Here is an 18,442-nt window from a genome sequence, read left to right on the forward strand (position 1 = left end):
TCATGAAGATCGTCAGGCAGTGGCTCAAGCGTTTGAGTACCGAAAGCGAAATGCCGCGTCCGCGTGTCGCGGCTTCGCCCCTGTTGCTCGCGCTCGAACCGCGCGTCGTGTACGACGCGTCGGTCGCCGCTGTCGCGGCCAAACCGCACGCGGAAACGCATGCGCACGAACACGCGCATCGTGCGGAGCCAACGCATAACGATCCGGCCGCAGCGAGTTCGTCGGGCCAGGGGGCTTCGCAAGCGACGTCTTCCGCGTCGGCGTCGGGTACGTCCAATGCGGCACAACGCGATGCGGGAACGAACGGCGAGGGCGCCGGCACGAACACGAGCACGGGCAGCAAGGACACCAGCACCACCACGCACGCGCTCAAGGACACGAGCGTCACCACACCGGACGCCTCGCATCAGGTCGTCTTCATCGACCCGAGCGTCGAGAACTATCAGATATTGATCGCCGGTTTGCCGGCCGGCACGCAGTACGTCGTGCTCGACGCGAACAGCGACGGCTTCGCGCAGATCGCGCAGTACCTGCAAACCCATCACGGCATCGAGTCGATCCATCTGATTTCGCACGGCACGGACGGCGCGATCCAGGCCGGCTCGACGTGGCTCACCGGCGCGGATTTTTCGGCCTACAGCGCCGAGCTCGCGCAGATCGGCGCGGCGATGAAGCCGGGCGGCGACTTCCTGATCTACGGCTGCGACGTCGCGCAAAAAGCCGACGGCCAGGCGCTCGTGCAGCAGATCGCGGCACTCACGCACCTGAACGTCGCGGCATCGACCGACGACACCGGCGCGAGCGCGCTCGGCGGCAACTGGACGCTCGAATACCAGGCCGGGCACGTGCACACGGCCGTGATCGAATCGGCGAGCGCGCAGGCGCAGTTCAACGAGCTGCTCGGCGTGACGGTCGAAACCTTCGACACGGCCGCCGAGGCCAACAACGACACGGGCCAGGACCTCGGCTATCGGACGAGCTATACGCTCGACGGCGTCGTATACACGACGGACGGCTCCGTCGAGGAAGGCGTGTGGAACAACGGCAATGCGCCGACCGGTCCGAGCGACGTCAATTCCGGGGCCCCCAACGACGGCTTCCTCGAAGTCAACGTCAACAACGATCCGATGACGGAGTTCACGATCTCGCTCGCGAACGGCCATACCTTCACGCTGTCGGATCTCGACATCAGCTCGGTCAACGGCAACTTCTATATCGAGGCGAACGGCAATGCCGCGACGCGCGTGCAGATTGCGACCGAGGCGGCAGGCGGCTTCGTCGGCAGCATCAAGAGCCTGATCGCCAACGACCCCGACTTCCAGAACACCCGATCGGTCACGCTGATCGACGTGAACGACCCGTACGGTCCGCTCTCGCTGTATATCGACAACGTGACCTATACCGACACGGGGCCCGCCGTCACGACGAGCAGCGGCAACGCGTCATGGGCGTCGGCGAACAACGGCGTGGGCGGCGCGCCGGTCGCGGTGGACAGCGGCCTGCAGCTTTCCGACGGCGGTTCGTCGACGGCGCAGTCCGCGACCGTGACGATCGCCAACGTGCAGGCGGGCGACGTGCTCGGCTTTGTGTCGGTCAACGGCATCAGCGGCAGCTATTCGAGCGGCACGGGCACGCTGACGCTGACCGCCAGCGGCACGCCGACGCTCGCCCAATGGCAGGCGGCGCTCGAATCGGTGACGTTCGCGAATACGCTGGTGACGCCCTCCACCGTTACGCGTACGGTCGACTTCTCGTTCAACGACGGCACCTCGACGAGCAACGTCGCCTCGCGCAGCGTGAACGTGACCGCGACCGACCAGTCGCCGATCGTCGTCGACGGCGGCAGCAGCATGTCGAGCTATCAGGCCGGCTCGACACCGACGGCGATCTCCACCTTTTCCGTCAGCGACGCGGACAACACGACGCTCGCCTCGGCGACGATCTCGATCGCGAGCGGCTACCACAGCGGAGATACGCTCTCGTTCGATAACACCGACTCGACGCAGTTCGGCAACATCGGCATCACGGCGAACGCGAACGGCACGCTGACGCTGACTTCGGTGGGCGCGAGCGCGACGCTCGTGCAATGGCAGCACGCGCTCGATGCAGTCACGTTTTCGACGTCGGCTGCGGCGGTATCGGGCGCGCGCAACTTCACGATCTCGGTCAACGACGGTGTAGCTTCGAGCTCGCTCGCGCTGCACACGGTGAACGTGACGAGTGGCCCGACGATCACCACCGACCCCGGTTCGGCCGCATTCGTCGCCGGCGACAATACGGCCTCGATGCCGGTGCTGATCGACTCGGGACTGAGCGTGGCCGACGGTCAGAGCACGACGCTCGAAAGCGCGACCGTGCAGATCACCGGCAACTTCACGGCCGATCAGGACTCGCTGCTGTTCGTTGCCAATCCGGCGACGATGGGCGACATCGTCGGCGCCTACAACTCGGGCACCGGCACGCTCACGCTGACGGCCTCGGGCGGCGCGACGCTCGCGCAATGGCAGGCGGCGCTGAGTTCGGTCCAGTACGCGAACTATCTGACGACGCCTGCGAGCGCCATGCGCACGATCAGCTACCAGATCAACGACGGCACGACCATGAGCGCGGTCGCGACGCGCACGGTGACCGTGACCGACACCGACCAGACGCCGATCATTACGACGAGCGGCACGACCGCGAACTTCGTCGCCGGCGACAACGTGGCCTCGACGCCGGTCGTGATCGACAGCGGCATCGCCGTGAGCGATCTGGACAACACGACGCTCGCTTCGGCGACGGTGCAGATCGGCACGGGCTTTCACGCGGGCGAGGATGTCCTGTCGTTCGTCAACGACGGCACGACGATGGGCAACATCACCGCGACCTACGATGCCGTGCACGGCACGTTGATGCTGAATTCGGTGGGCGCCAGCGCGACGCTCACGCAATGGCAGGCCGCGTTGAGCGCGGTGACGTACACCGATACGGCCATCACGCCCGATACCACGACGCGCACGATCAGCTTCACGGTCAACGACGGCACGAAGTCGTCGGCGGCGGCCACCGCGCAGATCGACGTAAGCGATACCGATCAGACGCCGATCGTGACCGGCACGTCCGGCGATGCGAGCTGGGTGCAAGGCGACAACACGGCGGCGTCGCCCGTCACGGTGGATGGCGGCATTACGGTGTCCGACCGCGACAACACGACGCTCGTGTCGGCTTCCGTAACGATCGGCAACTACGACAGCAATGGCGACGCGCTGCTTTTCACCAACGACGGCGCGACGATGGGCAACATCACTGGCGTGTACGCCAGCGGTGTGCTGACGCTCACGTCCTCGGGCGGCATCGCGACGCTCGCGCAGTGGCAGGCGGCGCTGCGCTCGGTGCAGTTCACCGATACCGCGGCCGCGCCGAGCGGCGCCGCGCGCACGATCGGCTTCGTCGTCAACGACGGCGTGAAGAGCAGCAGCGTGTGGACCCGCACGGTCGACGTGACGCTGACCGACCAGACGCCGGTGCTGACCTTGTCCAACGGCACGACGAGCTTCGTCGCGGGCGACAACGTGGCCTCGACGCCGGTCGTGGTCGATCCGGGCATCACGCTGTCGGATAGCGGCGGCGCGACGATACGCACCGCCGAGGTGATATTTAACAGCACCTTCTATGTGGGCGAGGACGTGCTCGCGTTCACGGGCGGCGCCGCGTTCGGCGATATCACCGCCACGTACACCGGCGCGGCCGGCGCACTGGAGCTGAGTTCAGCAGGCCGCGCGACGCTCGCGCAGTGGCAGGCTGCCTTGCGCTCGATTACCTACACCGATACCGCGATCGTGCCGAGCGGCATTGTCCGCACGATCAGCTTCACGGTTAGCGACGGCATCAAGACGAGCATGCCGGTCATCAAAGTCGTCCTGGTGAGCGCGACCGATCAGACGCCGGTGGTGACCGCCTCGACGAGCAGCGTCACGTATCCGGCGGGCGGCGCGCCGCTCACGATCGACAGCGGCGTGACGTTCAGCGATCGCGACAGTACGGTAACGCCGTCCCTGCCGATGACTTTCACGTTGCAGATCGCGTCCGGTTTCCAGTCCGGCGACACGATCACGCTCAACTACAACGCGGCAACGATGGGGGCTGGTTTCTCGGATTCCTTCAACGCGGCGACCGGCACGTACACGCTCAACTCGAACGGTATGACGGTCGCGCAGTACCAGGCGATCCTCGAGGGTTTGCAGTTCTCGACGGCTTCGAGCGCGCCGCTCGGCGCGCGCACGCTGCAACTCACCGCGAACGACGGCACGAAGACGAGCGCGCCGGTCGCCTACACGATCGACGTGACCAGCTCCGCCCCTTCGCTGACGACGACGAGCACCGGCAGCGCCACGTTCGTCGCGGGCGACAACACGGTATCGACGCCGGTCACGGTCGACGGCAACCTCGTGGTGGCCGATCCGCTCGGCGACGTGATTACGAGCGCGACGGTTGAGATTACCGGCAACCTGCATGCGGGCGAAGACGTGCTGCTGTTCACGAGCCAGAACGGCATCTACGGCAACTACAACGCCCTGACGGGCGTGCTCACGCTCACGGGCAGCGGCGCGACGAACCAGCAATGGCAGGACGCGCTGCGCTCGATCACGTACACCGATACGGCGGTCACGCCGAACCCCGCCATGCGCACGATCAGCTTCGTGCTCGACGCCGGCTCGCAGTTCAGCACGGCGCTGTCGCGCACGGTGACGGTGACCGACACCGATCAGACGCCGTTGCTGTCGACCAGCAGCACGGGCAGCGCATCGTTCGTGGCGGGCGACAACGTCGCGTCGACGCCGGTGGTGGTCGATGGCGGCATCGTGGTCAGCGATCTCGACAACACGACGCTTGCCTCGGCGACGGTGCAGATCGGCTCGGGCTTTCATGCGGGCGAGGATGTCCTGTCGTTCACGAACGACGGTACGACGATGGGCAACATTACCGCGAGCTACGATGCCGTGCACGGTACGTTGACGCTGACTTCGGCCAGCGCGAACGCGACGCTCGCGCAGTGGCAAGCCGCCTTGCGCTCGGTCACCTACACCGACACGGCGATCACGCCGGACACCACCACACGTACGATCGGCTTTGCGGTCAACGATGGCACGAAGACGAGCGCCGCGCTGTCGCGCACGGTGACGGTGGCCGATACCGATCAGACGCCGTTGCTGTCGACGAGCAGCACGGGCAGCGCATCGTTCGTGGCGGGCGATAACGTGGCCTCGACGCCGGTGGTGATCGATAGCGGCATCGTGGTCAGCGATCTCGACAATGCGACGCTCGCCTCGGCGACGGTGCAGATCGGCTCGGGCTTTCATGCGGGCGAGGATGTCCTGTCGTTCACGAACGACGGTGCGACGATGGGCAACATCACCGCGAGCTACAACGCTGCGACCGGTGTGTTGACGCTGACCTCGGCCAGCGCGAACGCGACGCTCGCGCAGTGGCAGGCCGCGTTGCGCTCGGTCACCTACACCGACACGGCGATCACACCGGACAACACCACGCGCACGATCGGCTTCACGGTCAACGATGGGATCGAAACCAGCGTGGCGCTGTCGCGCGACGTGACGGTGACCGACGTCGACCAGACGCCGCTTATCGCGACCACCAGCACGGGCAGCGCATCGTTCGTGTCGGGCGATAACACGGTGTCGATACCGGTCGTGGTCGATGGCGGCATCGTGCTCAGCGACCTCGACAACACGACGCTCGCCTCGGCGACGGTGCAGGTCGGCTCGGGCTTTCATGCCGGCGAAGACGTGCTGGCGTTCACGAACGACGGCGTGATGATGGGCAACATCGTCGCGAGCTACGATGCCGCGACCGGTGTGCTGACGTTGACTTCGTTCAACGCGAGCGCAACGCTCGCGCAATGGCAGGCCGCGTTGCGCTCGGTCACCTACACCGACACGGCGATCACGCCGAATAACACCACGCGCACGATCAGCTTCACGGTCAACGACGGGATCGAAACCAGCACCGCGCTGTCGCGCGACGTGACGGTGACCGATACGGATCAGACGCCGGTGCTGTCGACGAGCAGCACGGGCAGTGCAGCGTTCGTGGCGGGCGATAACGTGGCGTCGACACCGGTCGTGGTGGATGGCGGCATCGCGGTCAGCGATCTCGACAACACGACGCTCGCCTCGGCGACGGTCGCGATCGGTTCGGGTTTCCATGCTGGTGAAGATGTCCTGTCGTTCACGAACGATGGCGCGACGATGGGTAACATCGCCGCGAGCTACGACGCCGCGACCGGTGTGCTGACGTTGACTTCGTCCAGCGCGAACGCGACGCTCGCGCAGTGGCAGGCCGCGCTGCGCTCGATCACCTACACCGATACGGCGATCACGCCGAATACCGCGATGCGCACGATCAGCTTCGCGGTCAACGATGGGATCGAAACCAGCGTGGCGCTGTCGCGCACGGTGACGGTGGCCGATACCGATCAGACGCCGCTCGTCTCGACCACCAGCACAGGTAGTGCAGCGTTCGTGTCGGGCGATAACACGGTATCGACGCCGGTCGTGGTGGATGGCGGTATCGCGGTCGGCGATCGAGACAACACGACGCTGGCCTCGGCGACGGTACAGATCGGCACAGGCTTCCACGCAGGCGAAGACGTTCTGGCGTTCACGAACGACGGCGCGACGATGGGCAACATCGCCGCGAGCTACAACGCTGCGACCGGTGTGTTGACGCTGACTTCGACCGGCGCAAGCGCCACGCTCGCACAATGGCAAACGGCGTTGCGCTCGATCACCTACACCGACACGGCGATCACGCCCAACACCGCGACGCGCACGATCAGCTTCACAGTCAACGACGGCACCAAGGCGAGCATCGCACTCGCGCGCGCAGTCGGCGTGACGGCCACGCATCAGACGCTGATCGTCGATGGCGGCGGCGTCACGCTGAGCTATACCGCCAACGGCAATGCCGCCGACGCGCTTGCGGTCGGCGACGGCATCACGCTGACCGACCGCAACCCGACGCCGCTGACCTCGGCCACGGTGTCGTTCAGCGGTACGTTCGATCCGCAGCACGACGTGCTCGCGTTCACGAGCGGTGGCACGGCGACCGGCGACATCAGCGCCGCCTACGATGCCGCGAGCGGCGTGCTCAGGCTCACCTCGGCGAGCGGCACGGCGACGCTCGCGCAATGGCAGGCCGCGTTCGCCGCGGTCTCGTATCGCGACACGCAGTTCGAGAGCACCGGCAGCAGCCGCACGATCGCCTTCGCGATCAGCGACGGCGTCGCGTCGAGCGCGCCCGCGACGCGCACGGTGCAGGTCGTCGCCACGACGCAGCCGTCCGGCACGCCGATCCTGCCGGAGCACAAGGGCGAGCCGCTGGCGACGCCCACGATCGTCGCGCCGCCGGTCTTCAATCCGTCGCGCACGAATCCGCTGATCGTCAGCGGCACCACCGGTTATAGCGACGGCGTGTCGAATCCGCTGATCGTGCTCGAAGCGCTGAAGCCGCCGGCCGAACTCGGCACGATAGTGTTGCCGCCGACTCGCACGTTCACGCAGGACGACCAGCACAACAGCTCGCTCGGCGACACGCACGTGAGTCCGCTCGATTCGATCGCGCCGCCCGACCTCGGCGACGAAACCGCGAGCCTGCAGGTGCTGGCGTCGCTCGACGTGCATCCGCAGCGTCACGCGGACGGCTCGTTCGCGCTGCTGACGGCCGCGCTTCTGCCGAACTCGCCGGACACGCGCGCAACCAGCATCGCCAACGACGTGAGCATCACGCTCGCCGATGGCGAACCGCTGCCGTCGTGGCTCCACTACGACGCGGCACGCGGCGAACTCTCCGGCGTGCCGCCCGCGGGCGTGCACGAAGTGCGCGTGACGCTGGCCGTGCGCGACGCGTTCGGCCGCGTGACGCATCGCGAAGTGGTCGTGTCGCTCGACGCGGCGCACCGTCAGGCCCCGCACGCGCCCGCGCCGAAGCCGGTGAAAAGCGCGCCGCCGCATGCCGCGCTGCCGCCCGCGAAGCCTTCGCTGAGCGCGCAGTTCGCGAGCGCGCACGCGGCCTTGCATGTCACGCGCGCGGGCGTAGCCGGCGCAAAGGTCGCGCATGCCGAAGCCGTCGACAACCGCGCGACGCATTCGCTGGAGCCGCGCGCATGAGCCTCTTTTCCTCGCATTCCTGTTCCGCTTTCCACTTTTTCCATAAGAGATCAGCCGACGTGAAATCCTTGTCGCTTGCGGTGCGCGCACCGCGTCCCACGCTCATTGCGCTGTCGGCCGCCGTGTTGTGGCTGTCCGGCTGCGCGGTCAAACCCGTGCCGTTTACCGACGCCGAACGCGTGCAGACGGCCCAGGCCGATCGCACGTCGATGTTCGCGAGCCAGCAGCCGGTGAGCGGTCCGATCACGCTCGACGAGGCGATGGCGCGCGCGATCCGCTACAACCTCGACCATCGTCTGAAGATGATGGAAGAAGCGCTCGCGCAGAAGCAACTCGATCTGTCGAACTTCGATCTGTTGCCGAAGCTCACCGCGCAGGCCGGCTATACGAACCGCAACCATCCGCTCGCGTCGTCGTCGGAAGGTCTGTACACGCAGGAGGAGTCGCTGATTCCGTCGTTCTCGACCGATCAGAACTCGCGCACCGCGGACCTGAACCTGTCGTGGAACCTGCTCGACTTCGGCGTCAGCTATTACGAGGCGAAGGAGCAGGCCGATCACGTGCTCGTGCTCGAACAGCGCCGCCGCAAGGTCGTGCAGCTGATGATGCAGCAGGTGCGCGAGGCGTACTGGCAGGCGCTCGGCGCGCAGCGGCTGCACGATCGCATCGGCCCGCTGCTCGATGCGGCGCGCGCCGCGCTCGACGATTCGCGCGCGGCGCAGAAGCAGGGTCTGCGCGCACCGATCGATACGCTCAACTACCAGCACTCGCTGCTCGATCTGATGCGGCAGCTCGAAGCGGTGCGCGACCAGCTCGAGGAAGCGAAGCCGCGCCTTGCCGCGCTGATGAACCTCGAACCGGGCAAGGACTACACGCTCGCCGCGAGCGAGGACTTTCCGGTGCCGGACTTCGACATGCCGATGCCGCAGATGGAAGACACCGCGTTGCAGCGCCGTCCCGAACTGGTCGAGGCGAGCTATAACGAGCGCATCAGCGTCAACGAAACGCACAAGGCGATGGCGAAGCTGCTGCCGGGCATCGAACTCGAACTGGGCGGCCATTACGACAGCAACAGCTTTCTCGTCTATAACGCATGGCGCGCGGCCGGTATCAGCATCAGCTGGAACCTGCTGAATCTGCTCAACGTCAAGACGATTCGCGGCACCGCCGACGCGCAACTCGAAGTCGCGAAGACGCAGCGCATGGCGCTCAGCATGGCGGTGCTCACGCAGGTGCACGTCGCGCGCAGCGAACTCTCGGCGAAGCAGCGCCAGTTCGATCTGTTCAGGCAGATGAACGACGTCGACCAGCAGATTCTCGAACACACGCACAACGCGACGCAGGCCAACGCGCAAGGCAAGCTCGAAGAGATTCGCGTGGCGACGAGCGCGATGATGTCGGAACTGCGCCTTTATCAAAGCTACGGCGAACTCGAAAGCGCGTATGGGCAGATGCTCGCGACGCTGGGGCTCGATCCGGTGCCGGACGCGGTGCGTGGTCACGATCTCGCGTCGCTGACGCAATCGATCGGCGAGGAGCAGCAGCACTGGGACGCGCTCGGTCACGCGGGCAGCACGGTCGCGGCCGCGCAGCCGGGGCCGACGAAAACGGCGGCGGCAGCGCTCGCAGCGGGAGCACAGCCGCAATGAAACCGTGGTTGAAGGTGTGTGCAGGCAGCGGTATTGCTTTACTGATGACGGCGCAGGTCGTTGCGTCTCCGAATGCGACGACGACTGCGCCGGCGCGGTCGGCGGCGGGTGGGATGCCGGCGGTGGCAGCAACGATGCCCACAGCAATGGCAGCGGCAGCAGCAGGAGCCGCGGCCCAACCCGTGCCGCAAGACTCGCCCGACGGCAAGATCCGCATCCAACTGGTGTCGCGCGATCAGGTCGACATATCGAGCGAAATCTCGGCGAAGATCGCCTCGCTGCCGTTTCGCGACGGCGACGCGTTTCGCGCCGGGCAGACGCTCGTGTCGCTCGACTGCTCGCTCTACAGCGCGCAATTGCGCAAGGCGCAGGCCGACGCCGACGGCGCGCGCGAACTGCTCAGCGTGAACCAGAAGCTCGTCGCGCTGCATTCGGTCGGCGAACTCGAGGTGCAGCAGGCCGAGGCGAAGCAGAGGGCGAGCGCGGCCGACGTCGCGTACATGCAGGCGACCGTGCACAAATGCACGATCGCGGCGCCGTTCGACGGCCGCGTGTCGAAGCGCAGCGCAGCGCCGCAGCAGTTCGCCGAAGCCGGCAAGCCGCTCCTGACGATCGTCGATACGAGCCATCTCGAACTGAAGATGATCGTGCCGTCGAAGTGGCTGCTATGGCTCAAGCCCGGTCATGCGCTGAACGTGCAGGTCGACGAGGTCGGCAGGAGCTATCCGGCGAAGGTCGCGCGCATCGGCGCGCGCGTCGATCCGGTCACGCAGACCGTCGACGTGACGGGCATGCTGACCGGCAGCGCGCCCGAACTGCTGCCCGGCATGAGCGGCTGGGCCACTTTCGCGGCGCGGTGAGGCCATGAGCGAATCAGGCATGCCGGAAGAGGCGGCGCAGCAGGTCCGCATCGACGGCCAGCAGCTTGCGTTGCTGTGGCAGCTCGCGGCGCGCGCGCGGGCCGCTCACAGCGAGGCGGCGCTCGGCTTTACGATCGTCAACGAAACGCTTTCGCTGGTGCCGTACCGGCAGTCGGCCTGGTGGCGCGGCAGCGCGCCCGGCACGGTGGCGGCGGTCTCGGGCTTGCCGCAAAGCGATCCGAACGCGCCTTACGTGCAGTGGCTCAACGCGCTGTGCAAGGCGCTCGCGCGCGGCGCGCCGAGCGCGCCTGCCGACGCGGCGGCGCGCGTCGAAGGCCACGTCGCGCCGGTGCTGCCGGCGCGCGCGCAGGTGCGTACGTTCACGGCCGCCGATCTCGAAGCGGACGCGCCGCACGTCGCGAGCGACTGGTCCGCATGGTGGCCCGCACACGGTGCGTGGCTGCCGCTCACCGACCGCGCGGGGCATGCGCTCGGCGGCGTCGTGTTCGCACGCGAAGCAGCCTGGAGCGCGACCGACTGCGCGCTGCTCACCGAACTGGGCCAGGTTTGGGCGCATGCCTTCGAGGCGTTCGCGCCGCGCGCCTCGTGGCTCGAACGCGCGCGCGCCGTGCTGCGGCCCGGCCGTCAGCAGCGCCGCGTGCTGATCGGGCTCGCGGTGGCCTGCGTGATTCCGTTGCGCCTCACCGTGCTCGCGCCCGCCGAGGTCACACCGAAAGATCCGTTCGTCGTGCGCGCGCCGCTCGACGGCGTGATCGACCGTCTCTACGTGAAGCCGAATCAGCCGGTGCAGCGCGGCACGCCGCTGCTCGGCCTCGACGCGACCGCGCTGCAATCGCGCTACGCGCTCGCGCGCAAGGACTTCGACGCCGAGCAGGAAGAGTTCCGCCAGACCGCGCAGCTTGCCGTCACCGACGACCGCACGCGGCTCGACATGGCCGAGCGCAAAGGCAAGCTCGACCAGAGCCAGGTGCAGCTCGACTACACCGCGCAGCAGCTGGCGCGCGTGAAGGTGAACGCCGAGCGCGCGGGGGTGGCAGTGTTCAGCGATCCGAACGAATGGACCGGCAAGGCGGTCGCGGTCGGCGAAAAGATCCTGCTGCTGGCCGACCCTGCGCGCGTTGAGCTGACCGCGTGGCTGCCGGTTGCCGACAACATCGACGTGAAGCCGGGCGCGACGCTCACGCTGTATCCGAAGAGTTCGCCGCTGTCGAGCTACGAGGCGCGTATCGATTCGATCGCGTACCGCGCGGAGCCGACGCCCGACGGCGTGCTCGCGTACCGTGTGCGCGCGAGCTTCGTCGCGGCCGACGCCAATGCGCCGCTCGGCGCGATGGGCACCGCGCGCATTCGCGGCCCGTGGGTGCCGGCGATCTACTACGTGCTGCGCCGCCCGTTGACGCTCGCGCGTCAGTGGCTCGGCTGGTGAGGCGCGGCGCGCCCGTTCGACAGCGTCAATTCATCGCATCATGGCCCGACTTCCGCAACTGCGTCAGGAACTGACGCTCACACGAGGCGCCGCGACCCCCGAGGGTGCGCCGACCTGGATGCTGCACGATCCCGCCGCGAACCGCTTTTTCCAGCTCGGCTGGCCCGCGTTCGAACTGCTGTCGCGCTGGCCGCTCGACGATCCGCGCGCGATCGTCGACAGCGTGAATCGCGACACGACGCTTACCGTCACATCCGACGATCTCGACCTGCTCGTGCGCATGCTGCGTCAGCAGAATCTGCTGATCGCCGCGAGCGCCGCCGACACCGCGCGCCTGCAACAGCACGCCGACGCGCATCGCACGACGCGGGCGATGTGGCTGCTCAAGCACTATCTGATGATCCGCATTCCGCTCTGGCACCCGATGCCGTTTCTGCGCCGCGCCGCGCGCTTCGCCGGGTTCGCGTACCGGCCCGCGTTCTGGTGCGTGGTGGCGGTGTGCGCGCTGGCCGGGCTGTTTCTCGCCTCGCGCCGCTGGGACGAGTTCCTGCACACGTTCCACGGTTACGCCGACTGGCGCGGCCTGATCGGCGTGGGCATCGCGCTCGGCTGCGCGAAGGTGCTGCACGAATTCGGCCATGCGTTTACCGCGCAGCGTTACGGCTGCCGCGTGCCGACGATGGGCGTCGCGCTGCTCGTGATGCTGCCCGTGCTCTACACCGATACGACCGAAGCGTGGAAAGTGCCCGAGCGCAAGAACCGCTTGTGGATCGGCGCGGCCGGCATGCTGAGCGAAATCGCGCTCGCCGCGTTCGCGACACTGGCGTGGAGCGTGCTGCCCGACGGACCGCTGCGCGCCGGCGCGTTCCTGCTCGCGACCACGACCTGGATCGCGACGCTCGCGATCAACGCGAGTCCGTTCATGCGCTTCGACGGCTACTTCCTGCTGTCGGACTGGCTCGACATGCCGAACCTGCACGACCGCGCGTTCGCGCTCGGCCGCTGGTGGCTGCGCGAAGGGCTGTTCGGCCTCGGCGATCCGCAGCCCGAGCCGTGTTCGGCCGCGCGGCGGCGCTTTCTGATCGGCTTTTCGTTTGCGACATGGCTGTACCGGCTCGTCGTGTTCATGTCGATTGCGCTCGTCGTCTATCACGCGTTTTTCAAGCTGCTCGGCATGCTGCTGTTCTTCGTCGAATTCGGCTGGTTCATCGTGCGGCCGATCTGGCGCGAGGCCGCCGCGAGCTGGCAGCGGCGCGGTGAATTGCGCTGGCGGCGCGAGACACGCAGGAGTGTTCTGCTCGGCGCGGCGCTGCTGATCTTTTTCGCGGTGCCGTGGCACGCGGGCGTGAGCGCGCCCGCAGTGCTTGGGCCGCAACGCGCGCAGGGACTCTACGCGGTCGGACCCGGCTACCTCGCCGCCGAGCCGCCGCCCGCGCGCGACGGCCAGTTCGTGCATGCGGGCGAGACGCTGGCGGTGCTGGTGTCGCCCGATCTCGACTATCGGCTGAAGGCCGCGCAGGCCGACGAAGCGCAATTGCGCTGGGAAGTCGAACAGCAACCGTTTGACGAGCGCTTGCAACGCCAGGGCACGGCGCTCGCGCGCCGTTGGGACGCTGCGCGCGAGACGGTGACGGGCTTGCAGGCGCAGATCGCGCAACTGACGATCCGCGCGCCGTTCGACGGCCACGTGCAGATTGCCGGCGATGCGCTGGCCGCGGGCATGTGGCTGCCGCGCGGCGAGCGCTTGTTCGATCTGATCGCGCCGACTGGCGTGAAGGGTTTTGCGTTTGTCGGCGAGAGCGACGTGGCGCGCCTGAGGGCGGGGCAGCGTGCGGTGTTCGTGGCGAACGTCGCGGAGCTGCCGCGTCGCGCGTGCCGTATCGAGGCGATCGACGAGGTCAACGTGACGACGCTCGATCAGCCTTCGGTCGCGAGTACTTACGGCGGGCCGATTCCGGCCGAGTACGATGCGAAGACGCATCAGTTGGTGCCGTTGCAGGCGACGTGGCAGGTGCGCTTCGATGCGTGCGATGGTGTGCCGGCGATCGGGCGCGAGGTGAGCGGGATGGTGCAGTTGGGAGCGGGGCGCGAGAGTTTTATCGGGCGCGGTGTGCGGTATGTTGTGGCGATTTTGCAGAGGGAGGCGGGGTTTTAGGGGGCTTTGCGGTATGACGCTTGTTGTGTTGCTGCGTTGCTGTGCTGTGTAGGGCCTCGCTGAGGCGGGGCATATTTTGACTGCAAAACAATAGTTAGAGCAGTCGCAGCATTGCCATTGTCACGCTATGTGCGACGAACAGAGCTATCTATCGATCTTCGCGTGGCTCGACTTCAATTGAATCCAATGTTTCGCTAATAAATCGTGTTGCTCGTAGATCACCGCCGGTAATTTCGTGCTCGCGCCTGTCGAGAAATCGAATCTTCGTGTCGATTAACGGTGGTAGATTCTCCTTCGCTCTGAAGCGGCGAGCAGGTTGTCTGCAACGCTGATTTATGTATTTTTCTTCGAAGAGATGATTTGGCGGCAGAGACCGACGCGCTCGGCTACAGCGATGTTTCCAGCCACATACCCGAAATAAAAAGGCTACTAGACAAGGCTTTGCACCTATCGGCAGAGCAGATCGAATTAGCGGGCAAGCGTTGTCATCCGCACAGCGGTTTCAACGTGCGCACCGTCGATACCTTGCCTAACGACCCGCCGCATTCAGCCTGCGCCACAACGTCGTCTTGCTGATGCCGAGCGCCGCACACACCGCATCGCGATCACCGCCATGCGCCGCGAGCGCCGCGCGGATTTCATCGGCTTCGACATGACGGCTGCGTTCGCGCAGCGTCAGCACGGCGGGCTTCGCGCGCGCGACGGGTTCGACGATTTCCGGTGCGACCGAACGCAACATCTCGCGCGTAACGATGGCCGAGTCTTTCGGCAGGGCGTTCGCACTCGTATTTGCGTTCGCACCGCTGCCTGCCGCGAAATCAGCATCGCTTTCTGCATACGCACAGGCACCCGCATCCGCAAGCTCCACCGCAATCCGCTCGATCACATTCTGCAATTCGCGCACATTACCCGGCCACCCATAGCGCCGCAATGTCGCGCCGAGTCCCGCGAGCATGCGCGCGGCGGTCTCCGTGTCGGGCAAGCGCGCCGCCAGCCTCGGTTCGCGCGCGGCGGCCTGGCGCAGCAGTTCGGCCGCGAGCGGCAGTAGATCACCGGGCCGTTCGCGCAGCGGCGGCAGCGCAATGCTGAGGATATTGAGCCGGTAGTACAGGTCCGCGCGAAAACTGCCGTTCGCGACGCTTTCGGTCAGCGCGCGATGCGTCGCCGCGATGACGCGAATATCGACGCGCACCGGCTCCGTCGAGCCGAGCCGCACCACCTCGCGCTCCTGCAGCACGCGCAGCAGGCGGCTTTGCAGCGACAACGGCATCTCGCCGATCTCGTCGAGAAACAGGGTGCCGCGATGCGCGACCTCGATGAGCCCCGCCTTGCCGCCCTTGCGCGCCCCCGTAAACGCCCCTTCCTCGTAGCCGAACAGCTCGCTTTCGAGCAGCGCTTCGGGAAACGCGCCGCAATTGATCGCGACGAACGCGAAGTCGCGCCGCGCGCTCAGTTGATGCATGCTCTGCGCGACCATTTCCTTGCCGGTGCCGCTCTCGCCGAGAATCAGCACGGTTGCGTCCGACTTCGCATAACGCGCGACGAGCGCGCGCACGCGCTGGATCGGCTCGGACACGCCGACGATATCGTCGAGCCGGTAGCGCGCGGTGAACTGCTGCACGCGCTGGCGCGAGCGCAGCGTGCGGTCGAGCCGCTCGAGCGCGCGCGATTCCTGAAACGTGAGTACGGTGCCGCCTGCCGCGCTATTGCTCGCGAGCGGTCCGCGATGCACGACGTAGCTCGCGCCGCGCACGGTGCAGAAGCTGTCGCCGTCCGCATCGGGCAGGCTGCCGGCGAGGTCGGGCGCGAGTTCGAGCAGCGTGCGCCCGACCGCCTTCGCGGGATCGATGCCGAGCACGCCGGCCAGCCGCTGGTTCATCACCTCGACGCGGCCTTGCGCGTCGAGCGCGACGACGCCGTCGCGCAGATGTTGCAGCAGCGTGTCGAGCCGCTGGCGGCGCACGGTTTCGCGGCGCGTCGCCTGTGCGACTTCGAGCGCGGTCGCGAAGCCGGCGCGTATCGAGGCGCGCGAATAGAGAAACACCGCGCCCATGCCCGCGTTCGCGGCCAGATCGGTGACGAGGCCGGGGCCGACCACGACGTCGATGCCGCGATCGCTGAGGTCGAGCACGACGCTTTCCGCGTCCTGCGCCGATTGATACGACGCGAACGTCACGTCGAGCGTGTAGGCGGCCATGAAGCGGCGCACTTCGTCGGGCGTGTCGCCGTGCGTGACGAGCGCGACACGCTTGCCCTCGCGACGCGCGCGCGCGAGCGCATGCATCACGTCGAAGCCGGTCGCGTTGATCCGCACGACCGGCACCGACACGCGCGTCTTCAGATACGCGCCGTTCGAGCCGCCCGCGATCACGACGTCGGGCCGCGCGGCGCCCGCGCCTTCGATCTCGCGCACCGCGTCCTCGAAGCCGTGCGAGACGATGCGCAGATCCGCGCGCTCGACGTATTCGCCGGCGATCTCGAAGAACAGGTCGCGCAGGCGGCTGATGGAGAGCGCCCAGATGCGCGGGCGCTGCGCCGGTTCGTAAAGTGGCGTGCTCAAGGCGGTCGGCTCGCGGGAGAGTGGGAGTGCCTAAAGTACCTATTATGCGAGCATTCATTGCTGATTTGAAATTAGCATTTCATTTCTGAAATGAAATACGATGAGCCGTACGCGGTCGGTGGCGGCAGTCGCCCGTTAAATCAGGCACTTAGCCGGCACCTGGCGAGCCGGGCAGGGGCTGGCCCATTCTTTGCGTTTGAAGCTGCGGTCCACGGTTCCAAGTCCAACGCCCCACCCGTATCTGGAGACAATCGATGAGCGAAGCAGACAACAGCACGCCGAACGCGGGCGCATTCAAACCGAAGAAATCCGTCGCGCTGTCGGGCGTGACCGCGGGCAATACCGCGCTGTGCACGGTCGGCAAGACCGGCAATGACCTTCACTATCGCGGCTACGACATTCTCGACATCGCCGGTGCCTGCGAATTCGAGGAGATCGCCTATCTGCTGGTCCACGAAAAGCTGCCGACCGCCGCCGAACTGAAAGCCTATAAAACAAAGCTCAAGGGCCTGCGCGGACTGCCCGCCAACGTCAAGGCCGCGCTCGAATGGATTCCGGCCGCCGCGCATCCGATGGACGTGATGCGTACCGGCGTTTCCGTACTCGGCACCGTGCTGCCCGAGAAGGACGACCACAACCTGCCCGGCGCGCGCGATATCGCCGATAAGCTGATGGCCTCGCTCGGCTCGATGCTGCTCTACTGGTATCACTACTCGCACAACGGCAGACGCATCGAGGTCGAAACCGATGACGATTCGATCGGCGGCCACTTCCTGCATCTGCTGCATGGCGTCGAGCCGTCGAAGTCGTGGGTCGATGCGATGCACGTCTCGCTTAATCTCTACGCCGAACACGAGTTCAATGCCTCGACGTTCACGGGCCGCGTGATCGCGGGCACGGGTTCGGACATGTATTCGGCGATCACCGGTGCCATCGGCGCGCTGCGCGGGCCGAAGCATGGCGGCGCCAACGAGGTCGCCTTCGAGATCCAGTCGCGCTACCCGACGCCCGACGAAGCCGAGGCGGACATCCGTCGCCGCGTGGAGAACAAAGAAGTCGTGATCGGCTTCGGTCATCCGGTGTACACGATCTCGGACCCGCGCAACAAGGTCATCAAGGATGTGGCGCAGAAGCTCTCGAAGGAAGCAGGCAACACGAAGCTGTTCTCGATTGCGGAGCGGCTCGAAGCGGTGATGTGGGAAGCGAAGAAGATGTTCCCGAATCTGGACTGGTTCAGTGCGGTGTCGTATCACATGATGGGCGTGCCGACCGCGATGTTCACGCCGATCTTCGTGATCGCGCGCACGGCGGGCTGGAGCGCGCACATCATCGAGCAGCGCATCGACAACAAGATCATCCGGCCGAGCGCGAATTACACCGGCCCGGACGACCTGCCGTTCGTGCCGCTTGCGAAGCGCGTTTGAGGCCAGTCCCGGGCGGCCTGTGTCACGCGTGCCGCCCGGTATTGAGCGAAATAAGCCGCGAAGCACATGTCAAAGCACGCAGCAAAACACGCATCAAAACACCCGCAATTCAGCAACACGCCAGCAGCGAGCTAAACTACCCGCACTGTCCGGCCGGCCGCGCGCTCGACGCGCCGGCCGCA

7 protein-coding genes are annotated in these 18,442 nt (G+C 66.6%); 6 read left to right on the forward strand and 1 reads right to left on the reverse strand.

All coding sequences use genetic code 11. The features are described from left to right. The first annotated feature begins 2 nt into the window (after positions 1-2). From F3J19_RS08090 to F3J19_RS08110, 5 genes are all read left to right on the forward strand, one after another. Positions 3-8,165: a DUF4347 domain-containing protein gene (locus F3J19_RS08090; protein ID WP_167039585.1), complete on the forward strand. Its 8,163-nt coding sequence runs from the start codon at positions 3-5 to the stop codon at positions 8,163-8,165. 209 nt (positions 8,166-8,374) lie between these two features. Next, positions 8,375-9,814, forward strand: coding sequence for a TolC family protein (locus F3J19_RS08095; protein WP_240158836.1), 1,440 nt, complete (start codon positions 8,375-8,377; stop codon positions 9,812-9,814). Between the two features lie 134 nt (positions 9,815-9,948). Then, positions 9,949-10,674, forward strand: coding sequence for an efflux RND transporter periplasmic adaptor subunit (locus F3J19_RS08100; protein ID WP_240158820.1), 726 nt, complete (start codon positions 9,949-9,951; stop codon positions 10,672-10,674). Positions 10,675-10,678: 4 nt separating this feature from the next. After that, entirely contained in the window at positions 10,679-12,121 is a 1,443-nt protein-coding gene (locus F3J19_RS08105; protein ID WP_167039589.1) for an HlyD family efflux transporter periplasmic adaptor subunit, read from the forward strand. Between the two features lie 40 nt (positions 12,122-12,161). After that, positions 12,162-14,276, forward strand: a complete 2,115-nt coding sequence (locus tag F3J19_RS08110) for an HlyD family efflux transporter periplasmic adaptor subunit (RefSeq protein WP_167039591.1) — start codon at positions 12,162-12,164, stop codon at positions 14,274-14,276. Between the two features lie 529 nt (positions 14,277-14,805). Here F3J19_RS08110 and prpR read toward each other — a convergent pair. Next, complete coding sequence (gene prpR, locus F3J19_RS08115) at positions 14,806-16,836, reverse strand: propionate catabolism operon regulatory protein PrpR (protein WP_167039593.1); 2,031 nt, start codon at positions 16,834-16,836, stop codon at positions 14,806-14,808. A 254-nt stretch (positions 16,837-17,090) separates the two neighbouring features. Between prpR and prpC the strand changes: the two genes are divergently transcribed. Beyond that, on the forward strand, positions 17,091-18,260 hold the full coding sequence (prpC, locus tag F3J19_RS08120) for a 2-methylcitrate synthase (RefSeq protein ID WP_167039595.1): 1,170 nt from the start codon (positions 17,091-17,093) through the stop codon (positions 18,258-18,260). The last annotated feature ends 182 nt before the right edge of the window (positions 18,261-18,442 follow it).

The organism is Burkholderia sp. Ax-1724 (assembly GCF_011752995.1).
Lineage (GTDB): Bacteria > Pseudomonadota > Gammaproteobacteria > Burkholderiales > Burkholderiaceae > Paraburkholderia.